12 protein-coding genes are annotated in these 18720 nt (G+C 56.9%); 8 read left to right on the top strand and 4 right to left on the bottom strand.

Features of this window, described 5'->3' with window-relative positions; translation table 11 throughout:
- Positions 1-5: 5 nt before the first annotated feature.
- Entirely contained in the window at positions 6-587 is a 582-nt protein-coding gene (gene dcd / locus OGW13_RS18585; protein WP_043000174.1) for a dCTP deaminase, read from the bottom strand.
- A gap of 91 nt (positions 588-678) precedes the next feature.
- Positions 679-1320, bottom strand: a complete 642-nt coding sequence (udk, locus tag OGW13_RS18580) for a uridine kinase (RefSeq protein ID WP_042318055.1) — start codon at positions 1318-1320, stop codon at positions 679-681.
- A gap of 326 nt (positions 1321-1646) precedes the next feature.
- Between udk and OGW13_RS18575 the strand changes: the two genes are divergently transcribed.
- Positions 1647-4976, top strand: a complete 3330-nt coding sequence (locus OGW13_RS18575; protein WP_054176021.1) for a diguanylate cyclase — start codon at positions 1647-1649, stop codon at positions 4974-4976.
- On the opposite strand, the gene alkA is transcribed toward OGW13_RS18575, so the two are convergent.
- Positions 4944-5813 carry a DNA-3-methyladenine glycosylase 2 gene (alkA, locus tag OGW13_RS18570; protein WP_043001888.1) on the bottom strand — a complete coding sequence of 290 codons (870 nt, stop codon included), beginning with the start codon at positions 5811-5813 and terminating at the stop codon, positions 4944-4946. The two genes, OGW13_RS18575 and alkA, sit on opposite strands and share 33 nt — an antisense overlap.
- A 136-nt stretch (positions 5814-5949) precedes the next feature.
- Here alkA and yegD point away from each other — a divergent pair, with 136 nt between their 5' ends.
- Entirely contained in the window at positions 5950-7302 is a 1353-nt protein-coding gene (yegD, locus tag OGW13_RS18565; RefSeq protein ID WP_287116346.1) for a molecular chaperone, read from the top strand.
- A gap of 98 nt (positions 7303-7400) precedes the next feature.
- Here yegD and OGW13_RS18560 read toward each other — a convergent pair whose 3' ends face one another.
- Positions 7401-7460: a type I toxin-antitoxin system Ibs family toxin gene (locus OGW13_RS18560; protein WP_105887528.1), complete on the bottom strand. Its 60-nt coding sequence runs from the start codon at positions 7458-7460 to the stop codon at positions 7401-7403.
- Between the two features lie 278 nt (positions 7461-7738).
- Here OGW13_RS18560 and OGW13_RS18555 point away from each other — a divergent pair, with 278 nt between their 5' ends.
- The 6 genes from OGW13_RS18555 to baeR are packed head-to-tail and all read left to right on the top strand — an operon-like array spanning position 7739 to position 18717.
- Positions 7739-8983, top strand: a complete 1245-nt coding sequence (locus OGW13_RS18555; protein WP_125339959.1) for an MdtA/MuxA family multidrug efflux RND transporter periplasmic adaptor subunit — start codon at positions 7739-7741, stop codon at positions 8981-8983.
- The gene (gene mdtB, locus OGW13_RS18550; RefSeq protein ID WP_043000171.1) at positions 8983-12105 is read left to right on the top strand and encodes a multidrug efflux RND transporter permease subunit MdtB; all 3123 of its coding nucleotides are present in this window, start codon (positions 8983-8985) and stop codon (positions 12103-12105) included. The genes OGW13_RS18555 and mdtB overlap by 1 nt, the downstream gene beginning before the upstream one ends.
- On the top strand, positions 12106-15186 hold the full coding sequence (gene mdtC / locus OGW13_RS18545) for a multidrug efflux RND transporter permease subunit MdtC (protein WP_043000170.1): 3081 nt from the start codon (positions 12106-12108) through the stop codon (positions 15184-15186). It begins immediately after the preceding gene.
- Positions 15183-16595, top strand: a complete 1413-nt coding sequence (locus OGW13_RS18540; protein WP_099433294.1) for an MFS transporter — start codon at positions 15183-15185, stop codon at positions 16593-16595. Before mdtC ends, OGW13_RS18540 begins: the two co-directional genes overlap by 4 nt.
- Positions 16595-17998 carry an envelope stress sensor histidine kinase BaeS gene (gene baeS, locus OGW13_RS18535; protein WP_287116345.1) on the top strand — a complete coding sequence of 468 codons (1404 nt, stop codon included), beginning with the start codon at positions 16595-16597 and terminating at the stop codon, positions 17996-17998. Before OGW13_RS18540 ends, baeS begins: the two co-directional genes overlap by 1 nt.
- Entirely contained in the window at positions 17995-18717 is a 723-nt protein-coding gene (gene baeR / locus OGW13_RS18530) for an envelope stress response regulator BaeR (protein ID WP_287116344.1), read from the top strand. Before baeS ends, baeR begins: the two co-directional genes overlap by 4 nt.
- Positions 18718-18720 lie beyond the last annotated feature (3 nt).

Raw genomic sequence — 18720 nt, 5'->3', positions numbered from 1 at the left:
TAGACTCAGTCTTTATCAATCCGGCTGGCGACAGCGCCCTGCTGATCGCGATACTTCGCATCTTCACGACGGTTGTAAGGTCGAAGCGCAGGCCCCGATAGCGGCTCGAAACTCAACGCGCCGATCAGCATCCCTGGGCGCAGAGCCAGCGGCAATTTACCGGAATTATAGAATTCCAGCACGATACAGCCAGACCAGCCCGGATCGATACGGTGCGCGGTCACATGAACCATCAGACCCAGGCGCGCCAGTGAAGAGCGACCGTCCAGCCACCCCACCAGATCCGCCGGCAGGGTCACCGACTCATAGGTCACTGCCAGCGCCAGTTCGCCAGGATGCAGGTAAAATGCATCCCCTTCCGCCAGGACGATCTCATCGCTCATAACGCGATCCAGCGCAGCGCTCACTTCTGCCTTCGGTCCACTTAAATCGATAAAGGCAGCGGTATGTCCACTAAATGTACGAAATTTATTGCCCAGGCGCACATCCACAGTTGCGCCATTAATGCGCTCAACGGGCGGACGCGGGTTGATCGACAAACGGCCTTCATCAAGCCAGGCTTCAATATCTCGGTCACACAGACGCATGGCACTTTCTCCTTTCGTGCATCGGGCGCTTAACGCATTGTGCATTAAGGGCAAACCAGGTTATCACTGAACGGTACACAATTCGCCGGGCTTATTCAAAGAACTGACTGATTTTCGCTTTCAGAATATCAATGGCGATGCGATTTTTCCCACCGCGCGGCACGATAATATCGGCGTATTGTTTAGACGGTTCAATAAATTGCAGGAACATCGGACGCACGGTCTTCTGATACTGCGCCATGACGGAATCCATTGAACGACCACGTTCGTTAACATCACGCTTGATACGGCGCATCAGGCAGATATCCAGCGGGGTATCGACAAAAATAGAGAAGTTCATCTCTTCGCGTAAACGCGCGTCGGTCAGCAGCAAAATCCCTTCAAGAATGATGACTTTCTTTGGCTCAACACGAACCGTCTCTTTCATGCGGGTGTGTTCGACGTAGCTGTATACCGGTAGTTCGATCGCCGAACCCCGTTTGAGGGCCTGCAGGTGCTGAAACAGGAGGCTGTGATCCATCGCATTCGGATGGTCGTAGTTAGTTTTAACGCGTTCTTCCATCGACAGATGGCTTTGATCTTTGTAATAGCTGTCTTCGGGAATAACGCCGATATGTTCGTCACCGACTTGTTCACGCAACTCGCGATAAAGGGTACTGGCAATAAGACTCTTGCCGGAAGCCGATGCGCCAGCAATACCGATAATGACGCACTGATGGGACTGATCAGTCATAAATTTAGCGACCTGAATAACCTGGTTAGGAAGGACGACGCCGCATGGGCGTCAAACGCGGCAATTATAGGGATTTCGGGCGTGCGATACCAGTCGAGATAGCAGGGAGTGTATTTCGCGCCCAACGTTTCCCTGTCGCAAATTTATTTGTTCAGATTTAGAGCACCCCGCGGAATTAACCCGGTTTCGCAGTAATTAATCGCCATATAATGTCAAATAATGAGCAACCGGGATATAAATTGTAAATTGTTTGTACTAGCATAAACAGAGAATATCACGATGCGTCCGGGCGTTCCGCGACGTTCCGGCCACTCGGATACAGGGTAATGAGTAAACCATCCCAACATGTTTTAGTTACCTTGCCGCATCCTCTGCTGCGCTTCGTCAGTTTAGGGCTGACGGCTTTTATTTTTACCCTTTTCTCACTGGAATTATCCCAGTTTGGCACCCAACTCGCCCCGCTCTGGTTCCCGACGTCGATCATGATGGTGGCCTTTTACCGTCACGCCGGACGGATGTGGCCCGGAATTGCGCTCGCCTGTTCGTTAGGGAGCATTGGCGCATCGCTGGTCTTGTTCCCGCCCAGCGCGCTGAATTTTACCTACACCGCGATCAACATCATTGAAGCCGTCGTCGGCGCTATGCTGTTACGTAAGCTGTTACCCTGGTACAACCCGTTACAGAATCTCAATGACTGGCTACGTCTTGCCTTCGGCAGTGCGGTTATCCCGCCGCTGTTGGGCGGTATTCTGGTGTGGATTATGTCGCCGAATGAAACGCCGTTGAAAGCGTTTCTGATTTGGGTGCTGTCGGAATCCATCGGCGCGCTGGCGCTGGTACCGTTGGGATTATTGTTCAAACCACACTACCTGTTGCGCCACCGCAACCCGCGTCTGCTCCTGGAAACATTGCTGACGCTAGTCGTCACCCTGGTTCTGAGCTGGTTCGCCATGAAGTATGTTCCATGGCCCTTTACGTTAGTGATCGTACTGCTGATGTGGAGCGCCGTGCGGTTGCCACGGATGGAAGCCTTTCTCATCTTCCTCGCTACCGTCATGATGGTATCGCTGATGATGGCGGCCGACCCGTCACTGTTGGTCACCCCCAAAGTGCATGTCATGAACAACCTGCCGTGGCTGCCGTTCTTAATGATTCTCTTACCCGCGAACATCATGACCATGGTGATGTACGCCTTTCGCGCCGAACGTAAGCACATTACGGAAAGCGAAGAACGTTTTCGCAACGCGATGGAGTATTCAGCGATCGGTATGGCGCTGGTCGGTACAGAAGGGCAATGGCTGCAGGCCAACAAAGCGTTATGCCAGTTTCTCGGCTATAACCAGGATGAGTTACGCGCGCTGACCTTTCAGCAGCTCACCTGGCCGGAAGACCTGCATAAAGATCTGGAGCAACTCACCATGCTGGTGAGCGGCGACATTAATAGCTATTCGATGGAGAAACGCTATTACACCCGTACGGGCGAGATCGTCTGGGCGCTGCTGACCGTCTCGCTGGTCCGCCATTCTGACGGCACGCCGCTTTACTTTATTGCCCAAATTGAAGACATCAACGATCTCAAACATACCGAATGGGTTAACAAACGGCTGATGGAACGCATCACGCTGGCAAACGAAGCTGGCGGCATTGGGATCTGGGAATGGGAACTGCAACCCGACGTCATCAGTTGGGATAAGCGTATGTTCGAACTGTATGAGGTTCCCGCTCATGTTAAGCCCACCTGGTCGCTCTGGTACGACTGCGTTATCCCGGAAGACCGCGAGTATGCAGAAAAGGTGGTGCGTGACTCCTTAGCCGCGCGCCTGCCTTTTAAGATGGAATTCCGCATTGCGGTGAAAGACGGCGTCCGCCATATCCGCTCGCTGGCGAATCGGGTGTTAAATAAAGATGGCGAAGTCGAACGACTGCTCGGTATCAATATGGACATGACCGAAGTGAAGCAGTTGAATGAAGCGCTGTTTCAGGAAAAAGAGCGTTTGCACATTACCCTCGACTCCATCGGGGAAGCGGTGGTGTGTATTGACGTTGATCTGAAAGTTACCTTTATGAACCCGGTCGCCGAGAAGATGAGCGGTTGGCAGCAGGAGAATGCCATTGGCGTACCGCTGTTGACGGTACTGCGCATCACCTTTGGCGATAACGGCCCGCTGATGGAGAACATCTACAGTGCTGATATGTCCCGCTCCGCCATCGAACAGGATGTGGTTCTCCATTGTCGCAACGGCGGCAGTTACGACATTCACTACAGCATAACCCCGCTTAGCACCCTGGACGGTGGAAATATCGGTTCAGTGCTGGTGATTCAGGATGTCACCGAGTCACGTAAGATGTTGCGCCAGCTAAGCTACAGCGCCACCCACGACGCCCTCACCCACCTGACCAATCGGGCTAGTTTTGAAAACAAGCTGAAACTGCTGCTGCAAACCGTCCGCAGTGCGCATCAGCGCCACGCGCTGGTCTTTATCGATCTTGATCGTTTTAAAGCGGTAAATGACAGCGCCGGTCACGCGGCGGGCGATGCGCTGCTGCGCGAACTGGCGCAACTGATGCTCAGCATGTTGCGTTCCAGCGACGTGCTGGCGCGTCTGGGCGGTGATGAGTTCGGCCTGCTGTTGCCGGAGTGTAATATTGAAAGCGCGCGCTTTATCGCCACGCGGATCGTTAACGCCGTCAATGATTACCACTTTATGTGGGAAGGCCGCCTGCATCGCATTGGTGCCAGCGCCGGGATCACGCTCATCGACGAGAACAATTGCCAGGCGGTTGAGGTGATGTCGCAGGCAGATATCGCCTGCTATGCCTCTAAAAATGGCGGGCGCGGCCAGGTGACCGTGTATGAACCACAACAAGAGCAGGCGCATCACGAGCGCGCGATGATGTCGCTGGATGAGCAATGGCGGATGATTAAAGATAACCACTTGCTGATGGTCGCCCGCGGCGTTGCGTCACCACGCATTCCCGAAGCACGTAATTTCTGGCTGATCTCGCTGCGACTGTGGACCAGTGAAGGAGAAGTCATGGAAGAGCAGGCCTTTCGGGCAAGCTTAGCCGATCCGGCGCTCAGCCATGCGCTGGATCGCCGCGTGCTCCATGAATTTTTCCATCATGCAGCGCCGGCGGTTGCCAGCAAAGGACTCAGCGTCGCCCTGCCGCTTTCGGTGGCGGGATTAATCAGCACAACGCTGATTGACGAACTTCTGGCTCAACTGGAGCAGAGCACTCTGCCGGGACGCCTGCTACATCTGATTGTGCCTGCGGAAGCGCTGTTACTGAACCCACAGGAGAGCACCAAAGCAATTCAGACATTACGCCAGGCAGGGTGTCACATCATTGTGAGCCAGATTGGCCGCGATCTGCAGATCTTCAATCTGATGACCAAAAGTTTGGCGGATTACCTGCTGCTCGACAGTGAGTTGAGCGCCAGCATTCACGGCAACATGATGGATGAAATGCTGGTGTCGATCATCCAGGGCCACGCCCAGCGCCTGGGGATGAAAACCATTGCCGGGCCGGTGCAAACGCCGATCGTCATGGATACGCTGTCAGGTATTGGTATCGACCAGATTTATGGCGATATCATCGCCGAAGCGCAACCGCTGGATCTGCTACTCAACACCAGTTATTTCGCGATCAACTGACGGCTGCCATCCCTCGGTATACCAGATGTGCAATAACGCGTAGGAGCGCCAGGGTTTCCAGCGCTCCGCATAGCGACGGATCTGCGCGGGAGTCATCCCCGGGAAACGTTGTTTGATCAGATAGTCGTCAGGCAAAAACACGTCCTTCGCCTGCCAGCCGCGCAGGGCAAAATAGTTTGCCGTCCAGCGACCAATCCCCGGAAATCCCTGTAGCATTTTGATTCCCTGTTCAATATCTTCCGGCGGCTGGGTTACCAGTATTCCATCCCGGGCGGCCTGCGCCAGATAGATAAGCGCGTTGGCGCGCATCAGCGGCATGCCCAACGCTTTCAGTTCCAGCGGATCGGCTGCGGCTAGCTGTTCAGGCGTAGGGAAACAGACGTACTCCGGGCTGTCCGCTAACACGTCGCCATACCATCGTGCAACCTTCGACGTCAGCTTTGCCGCCATCGCCACGCTCACCAGTTGGCCCAGAATCGCCCGGACGCCCTGCTCAAAGGCGTCCACCGAACCGGGCAGGCGCAGTCCCGGACGCGCCGCGCCCAGTTCACCTAACGCATGGCTGATCTGCTGTGGTTTACAGCGCAAATCAAACAGTCGCTCCATTTTTTCAAGGCAGATATCCGCGACCGGCAATAGCCCTTCACTCAGCGTTACCTGAAGCGTGTTCGTCGCGGTGTCGGGAACGGCGGCGATGATTCCCTTATGTTGTCCTATCGCCAGGCTTCGCGTGTAGCGTAACGCCTCGACGGTTTCCACCCCGTCGACCGCACGGGCGGCAAGGAAACCCAGAATCCATGACCAGTCATAAGGCGGTTGCCAGTTCAGGGTAAACATCATCCTCTCCTTTTTCTGCAAACCTTCAGCATAATCGCTATTCAGGCGTTGTGCTTTGCTTTCATATTCCAGTTGTCGCGACGACGACATTTCGCTAAAGTCACGCCCCTTCTTCACTGGCATGGGGATTTTCAAGGTGTTTATTGGATTTGATTACGGTACCGCTAACTGTTCTGTCGCCGTCATGCGCGACGGCAAGCCGCAACTGCTGAAAATGGAAAATGGCAGTACGCTGCTGCCTTCCATGCTTTGCGCGCCGACGCGTGAATCGGTGAGCGAATGGCTCTACCGCCATCATGATGTTCCGACACCAGACGATGAAACGCAGGCGCTGTTGCGTCGGGCCATTCGCTTCAATCGCGACGAGGACATTGACGTTCACGCCAGCAGCGTACAGTTTGGCCTGTCATCGCTTGGACACTATATTGATGACCCGGAAGAGGTGTACTTCGTTAAGTCGCCGAAATCCTTCCTCGGCGCCAGCGGATTAAAACCGCAACAGGTCGCGCTGTTCGAAGATTTAGTCTGCGCAATGATGCTACACATTCGTCAACAGGCACAAAACCAGCTCCCCGAAGCCATCACCCAGGCCGTGATCGGACGTCCCATTAACTTCCAGGGATTAGGCGGCGATGAGGCGAACAGCCAGGCGCAGGGTATTCTGGAACGAGCGGCAAAACGAGCTGGCTTTCAGGATGTCATTTTCCAGTATGAGCCGGTGGCGGCGGGACTGGATTACGAAGCGACATTACAGGAAGAGAAACGTGTCCTGGTGGTGGATATCGGCGGGGGGACCACCGACTGTTCGTTACTGCTGATGGGGCCACAATGGCATCACCGCGCTGACCGCGAATCCAGCCTGCTGGGTCACAGCGGCTGTCGCGTTGGCGGGAACGATCTGGATATCGCGCTGGCGTTTAAACACCTGATGCCGCTGCTGGGGATGGGGGGCGAAACCGAGAAAGGGATCGCCCTACCGGTGCTGCCGTGGTGGAACGCGGTGGCGATCAACGACGTTCCGGCACAAAGCGATTTCTACAGCAGCGCCACGGGGCGTCTGCTGAACGACCTGGTACGCGATGCCCGCGAACCGGAGCAGGTGGCGCTGCTGCTGAAAGTCTGGCGTCAGCGTCTCGGTTATCGGCTGGTCCGCAGCGCCGAAGAGAGCAAAATTACGCTGTCTGCACAAGCCGAAGTTAATGCAGTGCTCCCGTTTATCCGCGACGATCTGGCCGCCGTCATCAGCCAACAGGGGCTGGAGCGCGCGCTGGATCAGCCGCTTTCCCGGATACTGGAACAGGTGCAACTGGCGCTGGATAACGCCCAGGAAAAGCCAGACGTCATCTATCTGACCGGTGGCAGCGCACGCTCGCCGCTGATCAAAAAAGCGCTGGCCGCCAAACTGCCGGGTATTCCCATTGCCGGTGGCGATGACTTCGGCTCCGTCACCGCCGGTCTGGCCCGCTGGGCTGAAGTGGTATTCCGCTAAACGCCTCGCAAGCTGAACGCGGATGGATTGACATTAAGGTTCATGTGGCTTAGTTTCAGGAGTGAGGGTAAGGGAGGGTTTCCCCTCCCCCTGGTGTCTTAGTAAGCCGGTAAGCTAATGACTAAGAGTATCACCAGTATGATGACTACCTTCATCATAACCCTTTCCTTATTTTGGCCCCTTCCTCGGGAGGGGCTTTCCCGTTTCAGCGTCCTGCTGAAATCCGTGGCTTACCTCCTTTTTGCCGTGCCGCCACTGTAGCGCACAATTTTTCATGCGCCTTTTTCAGCGATGATTGTTGCGTAACGCCTCGCAAAGCGCGCCGCCATTCGGATGAATCCGTACAGGGTTTCATAATTCCTCCATTTTTCTCCCTTGATGGCTGGCTAAACTAGTATCATTCCGCGAAACGTTTCAGGATGAGAAACTCATAACGATGAAAGGCAGTCACAAATCCCGCTGGGTAATCACCATCGTGGTGGTCATCGCCGCCATCGCCGCATACGGATTCTGGCAGAACCGGAGCGAACCGCAGAGCAGCGCGCCCGGCGCAACCGGACAAGCGAAACCCACGGCTGGCGCAGGTCGTCGTGGTATGCGCTCAGGTCCACTCGCGCCGGTGCAGGCCGCGACCGCCACGGAGCAGGCCGTTCCGCGTTATCTCACCGGTCTGGGAACGATGACCGCCGCCAACACCGTCACCGTACGTAGCCGCGTGGATGGACAACTACTGGCGCTTCATTTCCAGGAGGGTCAACAGGTTAAAGCCGGTGACCTGCTGGCGGAGATCGATCCCAGCCAGTTTAAAGTGGCACTGGCACAGGCGCAGGGCGTCCTTGCGAAAGACAAAGCCACCCTCGCTAACGCGCGTCGCGATCTGGCTCGTTACCAGCAACTGGTCAAAAGCAACTTAGTCTCCCGCCAGGAGCTGGACGCCCAGCAGGCGCTGGTGAGCGAATCCGAAGGTACGATTAAGGCCGATGAGGCCAGCGTCGCCAGCGCGCAGCTACAACTTGACTGGAGCCGCATCACCGCACCGGTTGATGGTCGGGTTGGTCTGAAACAGGTAGATGTCGGCAATCAGATTTCCAGTGGTGATACCAACGGTATTGTGGTGATCACCCAGACGCATCCCATCGACCTGATTTTCACCCTACCGGAAAGCGATATCGCCACCGTCGTGCAGGCGCAAAAAAGCGGACAACCGCTGGTTGTTGAAGCCTGGGATCGCACCAATTCGAAAAAGCTCAGCGCGGGCGTATTGCTGAGTCTGGACAACCAGATCGACGTCACGACCGGGACGATCAAAGTAAAAGCTCGCTTTGATAACCAGGATGACGCGCTGTTCCCGAATCAGTTTGTGAATGCCCGCATGCTAGTCGACACGGAACAAAACGCCGTGGTGATCCCGACAGCCGCTCTACAAATGGGCAACGAAGGACACTTCGTCTGGGTGCTGAACGATGAAAACAAAGTCAGTAAGCATCTGGTCAAAACGGGCATTCAGGACAGTCAGAAGGTGGTGATCAGCGCCGGGATTTCGGCCGGTGACCGCGTCGTCACCGACGGGATTGACCGCCTGACGGAAGGGGCGAAAGTGGAAGTGGTGGAAGCGCAAGCCGCCACCACCGATACAAAAGCCACCAGCCGTGAATACGGTCAGAAAGGAGCGCGCTCCTGATGCAGGTGTTACCTCCGAGCAGCACAGGCGGCCCGTCGCGTCTGTTTATTATGCGTCCTGTCGCCACCACGCTGCTGATGGTGGCGATTCTCCTCGCCGGGATCATCGGCTATCGTTTTCTGCCCGTCTCCGCGCTGCCGGAGGTGGACTATCCCACCATTCAGGTGGTGACGTTGTATCCTGGCGCCAGCCCGGATGTGATGACCTCTGCGGTCACCGCGCCGCTGGAACGCCAGTTCGGCCAGATGTCCGGGCTGAAACAGATGTCGTCGCAAAGCTCCGGCGGCGCGTCGGTGGTGACGCTCCAGTTCCAGTTGACCCTGCCGCTGGATGTGGCCGAACAGGAAGTTCAGGCGGCCATTAACGCCGCCACCAACCTGCTGCCGAGCGACCTGCCGAACCCGCCGGTCTACAGCAAGGTCAACCCTGCCGATCCGCCGATCATGACGCTGGCGGTGACCTCTACCGCCATGCCGATGACCCAGGTCGAAGACATGGTCGAAACCCGCGTGGCGCAGAAAATCTCCCAGGTCTCCGGCGTCGGGTTAGTGACGCTCTCCGGCGGTCAACGTCCGGCGGTCCGCGTGAAGCTCAATGCTCAGGCCATTGCCGCGCTGGGCCTGACCAGTGAAACCGTCCGCACGGCGATTACCGGCGCAAACGTCAACTCCGCCAAAGGTAGCCTTGATGGCCCCACCCGCGCGGTGACGCTCTCGGCGAACGATCAGATGCAGTCTGCCGACGAATACCGTCAGCTCATTATTGCTTACCAGAACGGCGCGCCGGTTCGTCTGGGCGATGTCGCGACCGTAGAACAAGGGGCGGAAAACAGCTGGCTCGGCGCATGGGCAAATAAAGAACAGGCTATTGTGATGAACGTCCAGCGCCAGCCTGGCGCGAACATCATCTCAACGGCGGACAGCATTCATCAGATGTTGCCACAGCTTAAAGAGAGCCTGCCAAAATCGGTAAACGTGACGGTACTGTCTGACCGCACGACTAACATCCGCGCCTCGGTCAGCGACACTCAGTTTGAGCTCATGCTGGCTATTGCGCTGGTTGTGATGATTATCTATCTGTTCCTGCGCAATATTCCCGCCACCATTATTCCGGGCGTCGCCGTCCCGCTGTCGCTGATCGGCACGTTTGCGGTAATGGTGTTTCTCGATTTCTCCATCAACAACCTGACGCTTATGGCGCTGACCATTGCCACCGGCTTTGTGGTGGATGATGCGATTGTGGTGATCGAAAACATTTCGCGCTATATCGAAAAAGGGGAAAAGCCGCTGACAGCCGCGCTGAAAGGAGCCGGAGAAATCGGTTTTACCATCATCTCCTTGACCTTCTCGCTGATTGCGGTCCTGATCCCGCTGCTGTTCATGGGCGATATCGTCGGACGTCTGTTCCGCGAATTTGCTGTGACGCTGGCGGTGGCGATATTAATCTCTGCCGTGGTGTCGTTAACCCTGACGCCGATGATGTGCGCCAGAATGCTGAGCCAGGAGTCACTGCGTAAGCAAAACCGCTTCTCCCGCGCGTCGGAGAAAATGTTTGATCGGGTGATTGCCGGTTACGGACACTGGCTGGCGAAGGTGCTGAACCATCCGTGGCTGACGTTGAGCGTGGCGCTCGGCACCCTGCTGTTAAGCATCATGCTGTGGGTGTTTATTCCGAAGGGCTTCTTCCCGATCCAGGATAACGGCATCATTCAGGGCACGTTGCAGGCACCGCAGTCCAGTTCCTTTACCAGTATGGCCCAGCGCCAGCGGCAGGTATCGGACGTGATACTGAAAGATCCGGCGGTTGAGAGCCTGACCGCCTTCGTGGGCGTCGATGGCACCAACCCGTCGCTGAACAGCGCGCGTCTGCAAATCAACCTGAAGCCGCTCGACGAACGTGATGACCGCGTCCAGAAAGTGATCGCCCGTTTGCAGGACGCCGTGGCGAGAGTGCCGGGCGTCGACTTGTATCTGCAACCGACGCAGGATCTGACGATCGATACACAGGTCAGCCGCACGCAGTATCAGTTCACGCTGCAGGCCACCTCGCTGGATGCCCTCAGCACCTGGGTGCCGCAACTGATGGAAAAACTACAGGCGTTGCCGCAGCTTTCTGACGTCAGCAGCGACTGGCAGGATCAGGGGCTGGTGGCGTATGTGAATGTCGATCGCGACAGCGCCAGTCGGCTAGGGATCAGCATGGCGGATGTCGATAACGCACTGTATAACGCTTTCGGTCAGCGCCTGATTTCCACGATCTACACTCAGGCGAATCAGTATCGCGTGGTGCTGGAACACAATACGGAAACGACGCCTGGACTGGCGGCGCTGGATTCAATCCGTCTGACCAGCAGCGACGGCGGCATGGTGCCGCTCAGCGCGATCGCTAAGGTTGAACAACGCTTTGCGCCGCTCTCGATTAACCATCTGGATCAATTCCCGGTCACCACTATCTCGTTCAACGTTCCGGACGGTTATTCGCTGGGCGATGCGGTCCAGTCGATTCTGGACAGCGAAAAAACGCTGAATCTGCCAGTGGATATCACCACTCAGTTCCAGGGTAGCACCCTCGCCTTCCAGGCGGCGCTGAGCAGCACCATCTGGCTGATTGTCGCGGCGGTGGTGGCGATGTATATCGTGCTCGGCGTGCTGTACGAAAGCTTTATTCACCCAATCACCATTCTCTCTACGCTGCCCACGGCTGGAGTCGGCGCGCTGCTGGCGCTAATGATTGCCGGTAGTGAACTCGGCGTGATCGCCATTATCGGCATTATTTTGCTGATCGGCATTGTGAAGAAGAATGCCATCATGATGATCGACTTTGCCCTTGCCGCTGAGCGCGAACAAGGGATGGCGCCGCGCGAGGCGATTTTCCAGGCCTGTCTGCTGCGTTTTCGTCCGATCCTGATGACCACGCTTGCGGCACTGCTGGGCGCACTACCGCTGATGCTGAGCACCGGCGTGGGGGCAGAACTGCGCCGTCCGCTGGGGATCGGTATGGTGGGCGGCTTACTGGTCAGCCAGGTGCTGACGCTGTTCACCACCCCGGTTATCTATCTGCTGTTTGACCGCCTGTCACTGTATATGAAAAACCGCTTCTCTCACCGGGAAGAGGAGGCGTAAATGAAGTTTTTCGCTCTCTTCATTTACCGCCCGGTGGCGACGATTTTAATTTCTCTCGCCATCACGCTCTGCGGCGTGCTGGGATTTCGACTGTTGCCTGTCGCCCCGCTGCCGCAGGTTGATTTTCCGGTGATTATGGTCAGTGCCTCGCTGCCCGGAGCCTCGCCGGAGACCATGGCGTCATCCGTCGCAACGCCGCTGGAGCGCTCACTGGGGCGCATTGCCGGCGTCAGTGAGATGACTTCAAGCAGTTCCCTCGGCAGCACGCGCATCATTTTACAATTTAACTTCGATCGCGATATCAACGGCGCGGCGCGAGATGTGCAGGCCGCGATAAATGCGGCGCAAAGTCTGCTGCCAAGTGGTATGCCGAGCCGCCCAACTTACCGCAAAGCCAATCCGTCCGACGCGCCGATCATGATTCTGACGCTAACCTCGGAGACATACTCACAAGGTGAGCTCTACGACTTCGCCTCAACCCAACTGGCACAGACCATCGCGCAAATCGACGGTGTCGGCGACGTCGACGTAGGCGGCAGCTCGCTGCCCGCCGTGCGCGTCGGGTTGAATCCGCAGGCGCTGTTTAACCAGGGCGTCTCGCTGGATGAGGTACGCACCGCTATCAGCAACGCCAACGTGCGCAAACCGCAAGGGGCGCTGGAAGATTCCACGCACCGCTGGCAGATCCAGACCAATGACGAACTCAAAACGGCGGCGGAATATCAGCCACTGGTGATTCACTACAACAATGGCGGCGCCGTACGGTTGGGTGATGTCGCCACGGTGACGGACTCGGTACAGGATGTCCGCAACGCCGGGATGACCAACGCCAAGCCGGCGATTTTGCTGATGATCCGCAAACTGCCGGAAGCCAACATTATCCAGACGGTCGACAGCATTCGGGCCAGACTCCCGGAGTTGCAGTCCACCATCCCGGCGTCGATTAATATGCAAATCGCGCAGGATCGCTCGCCGACCATCCGTGCCTCGCTGGAGGAAGTTGAGCAGACGCTGGTCATTTCCGTGGCGCTGGTCATTCTGGTGGTCTTTCTGTTCCTGCGATCCGGACGCGCCACGCTGATCCCCGCCGTGGCGGTTCCGGTTTCGTTAATTGGCACCTTTGCCGCGATGTATCTGTGCGGATTCAGTCTCAATAACCTGTCGCTGATGGCGCTGACCATCGCCACCGGCTTTGTGGTCGATGACGCCATCGTGGTGCTGGAAAATATCTCGCGCCACCTGGAAGCCGGAATGAAACCTTTGCAGGCCGCGCTTCAGGGCACGCGTGAAGTGGGCTTTACCGTGCTGTCCATGAGTCTGTCACTGGTCGCCGTGTTCCTGCCGCTGCTGCTGATGGGCGGGCTGCCGGGACGATTACTGCGTGAATTTGCCGTCACGCTGTCGGTGGCGATTGGTATCTCGCTGCTGGTGTCGCTCACGCTCACCCCGATGATGTGCGGCTGGATGCTAAAATCCAGCCAGCCTCGAGAACAGAAGCGGCTGCGCGGATTTGGCCGCATGCTGGTCGCGCTGCAACAGGGCTACGGTAAGTCGCTGAAATGGGTGCTCAACCATACGCGACTGGTCGGCGTGGTGCTGCTCGGCACTATTGCGCTGAATATCTGGCTCTACATTTCGATTCCGAAAACCTTCTTCCCGGAACAGGACACCGGCGTACTGATGGGCGGGATTCAGGCTGACCAGAGCATCTCGTTTCAGGCGATGCGCGGTAAGCTTCAGGACTTTATGAAGATTATTCGCGATGATCCGGCAGTGGATAATGTCACCGGATTTACCGGCGGCTCGCGAGTCAACAGCGGGATGATGTTTATCACCCTTAAGTCCCGTGATGAACGCCGGGAGACCGCGCAGCAGGTGATCGACCGTCTGCGGGTGAAACTGGCAAAAGAGCCCGGTGCCAATCTGTTCCTGATGGCAGTGCAGGATATTCGTGTCGGCGGACGCCAGTCCAATGCCAGCTATCAGTACACCTTGCTGTCAGACGATCTGGCGGCGCTGCGCGAATGGGAACCGAAGATTCGTAAAGCCTTAGCCGCCCTGCCCCAACTGGCGGACGTCAACTCTGATCAACAGGATAACGGCGCGGAGATGAATCTTACCTACGATCGTGAAACCATGGCGCGCCTGGGTATTGACGTGCAGGCGGCAAACAGCCTGTTAAACAACGCTTTTGGTCAGCGGCAGATCTCCACCATCTATCAGCCGATGAACCAATATAAAGTGGTGATGGAAGTCGACCCGCGTTACACCCAGGACATCAGCGCGCTGGAGAAAATGTACGTCATTAACAGTGACGGTAAGGCGATTCCGCTCTCCTGGTTTGCCAAATGGCAACCGGCGAACGCGCCATTGTCGGTGAATCATCAGGGGCTGTCGGCAGCGTCCACCGTCTCTTTCAACCTGCCTACGGGTTCCTCGTTGTCAGAAGCCAGTGACGCCATTAATCGGGCGATGACCCAACTGGGCGTGCCGTCTACCGTGCGCGGCAGTTTTGCCGGGACCGCGCAGGTCTTCCAGGAAACCATGAATTCCCAGGTGATCCTGATTATTGCCGCGATCGCCACGGTCTATATTGTGCTTGGCATGCTGTATGAAAGTTATGTCCACCCGCTAACCATCCTCTCCACGCTTCCCTCCGCGGGGGTGGGCGCGCTCTTAGCGCTGGAGATTTTCGATGCCCCGTTCAGCCTCATCGCCCTGATAGGGATCATGCTCTTAATTGGCATCGTGAAGAAAAACGCCATCATGATGGTCGATTTTGCGCTGGAGGCGCAAAGGCATGGCAACCTCACGCCAGAACAGGCGATTTTCCAGGCTTGTCTGCTGCGTTTTCGCCCGATTATGATGACCACGTTGGCCGCGCTGTTTGGCGCGCTGCCGCTGGTGCTTTCCGGCGGTGACGGTTCTGAACTGCGTCAGCCGCTGGGGATTACCATTGTCGGCGGTCTGGTGATGAGCCAGTTGTTAACACTCTATACCACTCCGGTGGTGTACCTCTTCTTCGACCGTCTGCGGCTGCGTTTTTCGCGTAAACACCGTAAACCGATAACAGAGACATGACAGAACTTCCCAACAGCACCCGCTGGCAACTGTGGATTGTGGCATTCGGCTTCTTTATGCAGTCGCTGGATACCACCATCGTCAATACCGCGCTTCCCTCGATGGCAAAAAGCCTCGGGGAAAGCCCGCTGCATATGCACATGGTCGTGGTTTCGTATGTGCTGACCGTGGCGGTCATGCTGCCTGCCAGCGGGTGGCTGGCAGACAAAATCGGTGTGCGGAATATTTTCTTTACCGCCATTGTGCTGTTTACCCTGGGCTCGCTGTTTTGTGCCGGTTCCGGCACGCTCAATGAACTGGTCATGGCGCGGGTGTTACAGGGCGTTGGCGGTGCCATGATGGTACCGGTCGGTCGACTGACGGTGATGAAGATTGTCCCGCGCGAACAGTACATGGCGGCGATGACGTTTGTCACGCTGCCGGGTCAGATAGGCCCGTTGCTGGGCCCGGCGCTGGGCGGGATCCTCGTGGAATATGCCTCCTGGCACTGGATTTTCCTGATTAATCTGCCGGTCGGTATTGTCGGCGCGATCGCCACGCTGCTGCTGATGCCCAACTACACCATGCAAACCCGACGCTTTGATCTCTCAGGTTTTCTGCTACTGGCGACGGGGATGGCGGTTCTGACCATCGCGCTGGACGGCAGCAAAGGGATGGGGATGTCGTCGTTCGCGCTCGGCGCGCTGGTAGTGGGCGGCGTGGCGGCCATTTTGCTCTACCTGAAACACGCCAAAGCTAACCCGCGAGCGCTGTTCAGTCTCCACCTGTTCCGCACGCCAACCTTCTCGCTGGGGCTGTTCGGCAGCTTTGCCGGACGCATCGGCAGCGGCATGTTGCCTTTCATGACGCCGGTCTTTTTGCAGATTGGTCTCGGCTTTTCCCCGTTTCACGCCGGGCTGATGATGATCCCGATGGTGCTGGGTAGCATGGGCATGAAACGCATTGTTGTACAGGTGGTTAACCGCTTTGGTTACCGTCGGGTGCTGGTCGCCACGACGCTTGGGTTGTCGGTGGTAACCCTGCTGTTTATGTCCACTGCGCTGCTGGGCTGGTATTACGTGCTGCCGCTGGTGCTGTTTGTTCAGGGCATGGTCAACTCGACGCGTTTCTCCTCCATGAACACCCTGACCCTGAAAGATCTGCCGGATGAGTTGGCCAGCAGCGGGAACAGCCTGCTGTCGATGATTATGCAACTCTCAATGAGTATCGGCGTCACCGTTGCCGGTCTGCTGCTAGGGATGTTCGGACAACAACAGTTTACGGTGGATAGCGGAACGTCGCATACCGTCTTTATGTACACCTGGCTGTGCATGGCTTTAATCATTGCGTTGCCCGCCGTGATCTTTGCCCGCGTCCCAAACGATACCCATAAAAATGTCGTCATTGCGCGACGCAAAAGGAGAACCTGATGAAGCTCTGGCGACCCGGCATTACCGGCAAACTGTTTCTGGCGATTTTCGCCACCTGCATTGTGTTGTTGATCAGTATGCATTGGGCGGTACGCATCAGCTTCGAGCGAGGGTTCATTGACTACATCAAAAACGGCAACGAGCAGCGTCTGACCATGCTCAGCGATGCGTTAGGTGAACAGTACCAACAGCACGGCAGTTGGCGCTTTTTGCGCAATAATGACCGCTTTGTGTTTCAGATCCTCCGCTCCTTTGAACATGACAAAGACGATGATAAACAAGGCCCTGGTATGCCGCCACACGGCTGGCGCACGCAGTTCTGGGTGGTGGACCAGGATGCGCATGTCATGGTTGGCCCGCGCGGCCCGGTTCCCGCAGACGGTACGCGGCGGCCCATTCTGGTTAACGGTCAGGAGGTCGGCGCCGTCATTGCCTCCCCTGTTGAACGTCTGACGCGTAACACCGACATTAATTTCGATAAACAGCAGCGGCGCACCAGTTGGCTGATTGTGGCGCTCTCAACCCTGCTGGCGGCGCTGGCGACCTTTCCACTCGCGCGCGGACTGCTGGCCCCAGTCAAACGGCTGGTCGAAGGCACGCACAAACTGGCTGCGGGGGATTTCACCACCCGTGTTACCGCCACCAGCGCCGATGAGCTGGGCAAACTGGCGCAGGACTTTAATCAGCTCGCCAGTACCCTGGAAAAGAATCAGCAGATGCGTCGCGATTTTATGGCCGATATCTCGCATGAGCTGCGCACACCGCTGGCAGTCCTGCGCGGTGAACTGGAAGCGATTCAGGACGGTGTACGAAAATTCACGCCGGAATCGGTGGCCTCGTTACAGGCGGAAGTGGGGACACTGACCAAACTGGTCGACGATCTGCACCAGCTTTCGATGTCTGACGAAGGCGCGCTGGCCTACCAAAAAACTACCGTCGACGTGATCCCACTGCTGGAAGTGGCGGGCGGCGCATTCCGCGAACGTTTTGCCAGCCGGGATCTGACGCTACAGTTTTCCCTGCCCGATAGCGTTACCGTGTTCGGCGATCGCGATCGCCTGATGCAGTTATTCAACAACCTGTTAGAAAACAGCCTTCGTTACACCGACAGCGGCGGCAGCTTACGTATCAGCGCAGAGCTGCGCGACAAACGCGTGCTGATCACCTTCGCCGACTCCGCGCCGGGCGTCAGTGACGATCAGCTTAAGAAACTGTTCGAGCGATTCTACCGCGCCGAAGGATCGCGCAACCGCGCCAGCGGAGGGTCCGGACTGGGTCTGGCGATCTGCGTCAACATCGTCGAGGCCCATAATGGCCGCATCCACGCTGCCCATTCGCCTTTTGGCGGGGTAAGCATTACAGTAGAATTACCGCTGGAACGCGATTTACAGAGAGACGTATGACTGAGTTACCCATTGATGAAAACACGCCACGCATTCTGATTGTGGAAGATGAACCCAAGCTGGGACAGTTACTTATCGACTATCTGCGCGCCGCGAGCTATGCCCCGACGCTGATTAGCCATGGCGATCAGGTACTGTCTTATGTGCGCCAGACGCCGCCGGATTTAATCCTGCTGGATCTGATGCTACCGGGTACCGATGGCCTGACCCTGTGTCGCGAAATCCGTCGCTTCTCCGAGGTGCCAATCGTGATGGTCACCGCCAAAATTGAGGAGATCGACCGCCTGCTGGGACTGGAAATTGGTGCGGATGATTACATCTGCAAACCCTACAGTCCGCGCGAAGTGGTCGCCCGCGTGAAGACCATTCTGCGCCGCTGTAAGCCGCAGCGTGAATTACAGCAACTGGACGCCGAAAGCCCGCTGATCGTCGATGAAAGCCGTTTCCAGGCCTCCTGGCGCAATAAAATGCTCGACCTGACGCCTGCGGAGTTCCGCCTGCTGAAAACGCTGTCTCACGAACCGGGGAAAGTGTTTTCCCGTGAGCAGTTGCTGAATCATCTCTATGATGATTATCGCGTGGTGACCGACCGCACCATCGACAGCCATATCAAAAACCTGCGTCGCAAGCTGGAAGTGCTTGACGAAGAGCAGTCGTTTATCCGTGCGGTGTATGGCGTCGGCTATCGCTGGGAAGCGGATGCCTGCCGGATTGTCTGACAC

This window comes from Citrobacter sp. Ca225 (assembly GCF_030337175.1).
GTDB lineage: Bacteria > Pseudomonadota > Gammaproteobacteria > Enterobacterales > Enterobacteriaceae > Citrobacter_A > Citrobacter_A amalonaticus.
Note: the sequence above shows the minus strand (reverse complement) of the source record. Positions and strands in the feature narration are given on the sequence as shown.

Excerpts from the sequence above, each read along its gene's own strand:
- dcd (WP_043000174.1), bottom strand. The coding sequence starts at position 587 with ATGCGTCTGTGTGACCGAGATATTGAAGCCTGGCTTGATGAAGGCCGT.
- udk (WP_042318055.1), bottom strand. The coding sequence starts at position 1,320 with ATGACTGATCAGTCCCATCAGTGCGTCATTATCGGTATTGCTGGCGCA.
- OGW13_RS18575 (WP_054176021.1), top strand. The coding sequence starts at position 1,647 with ATGAGTAAACCATCCCAACATGTTTTAGTTACCTTGCCGCATCCTCTG.
- alkA (WP_043001888.1), bottom strand. The coding sequence starts at position 5,813 with ATGTTTACCCTGAACTGGCAACCGCCTTATGACTGGTCATGGATTCTG.
- OGW13_RS18555 (WP_125339959.1), top strand. The coding sequence starts at position 7,739 with ATGAAAGGCAGTCACAAATCCCGCTGGGTAATCACCATCGTGGTGGTC.
- mdtB (WP_043000171.1), top strand. The coding sequence starts at position 8,983 with ATGCAGGTGTTACCTCCGAGCAGCACAGGCGGCCCGTCGCGTCTGTTT.
- mdtC (WP_043000170.1), top strand. The coding sequence starts at position 12,106 with ATGAAGTTTTTCGCTCTCTTCATTTACCGCCCGGTGGCGACGATTTTA.
- OGW13_RS18540 (WP_099433294.1), top strand. The coding sequence starts at position 15,183 with ATGACAGAACTTCCCAACAGCACCCGCTGGCAACTGTGGATTGTGGCA.
- baeS (WP_287116345.1), top strand. The coding sequence starts at position 16,595 with ATGAAGCTCTGGCGACCCGGCATTACCGGCAAACTGTTTCTGGCGATT.
- baeR (WP_287116344.1), top strand. The coding sequence starts at position 17,995 with ATGACTGAGTTACCCATTGATGAAAACACGCCACGCATTCTGATTGTG.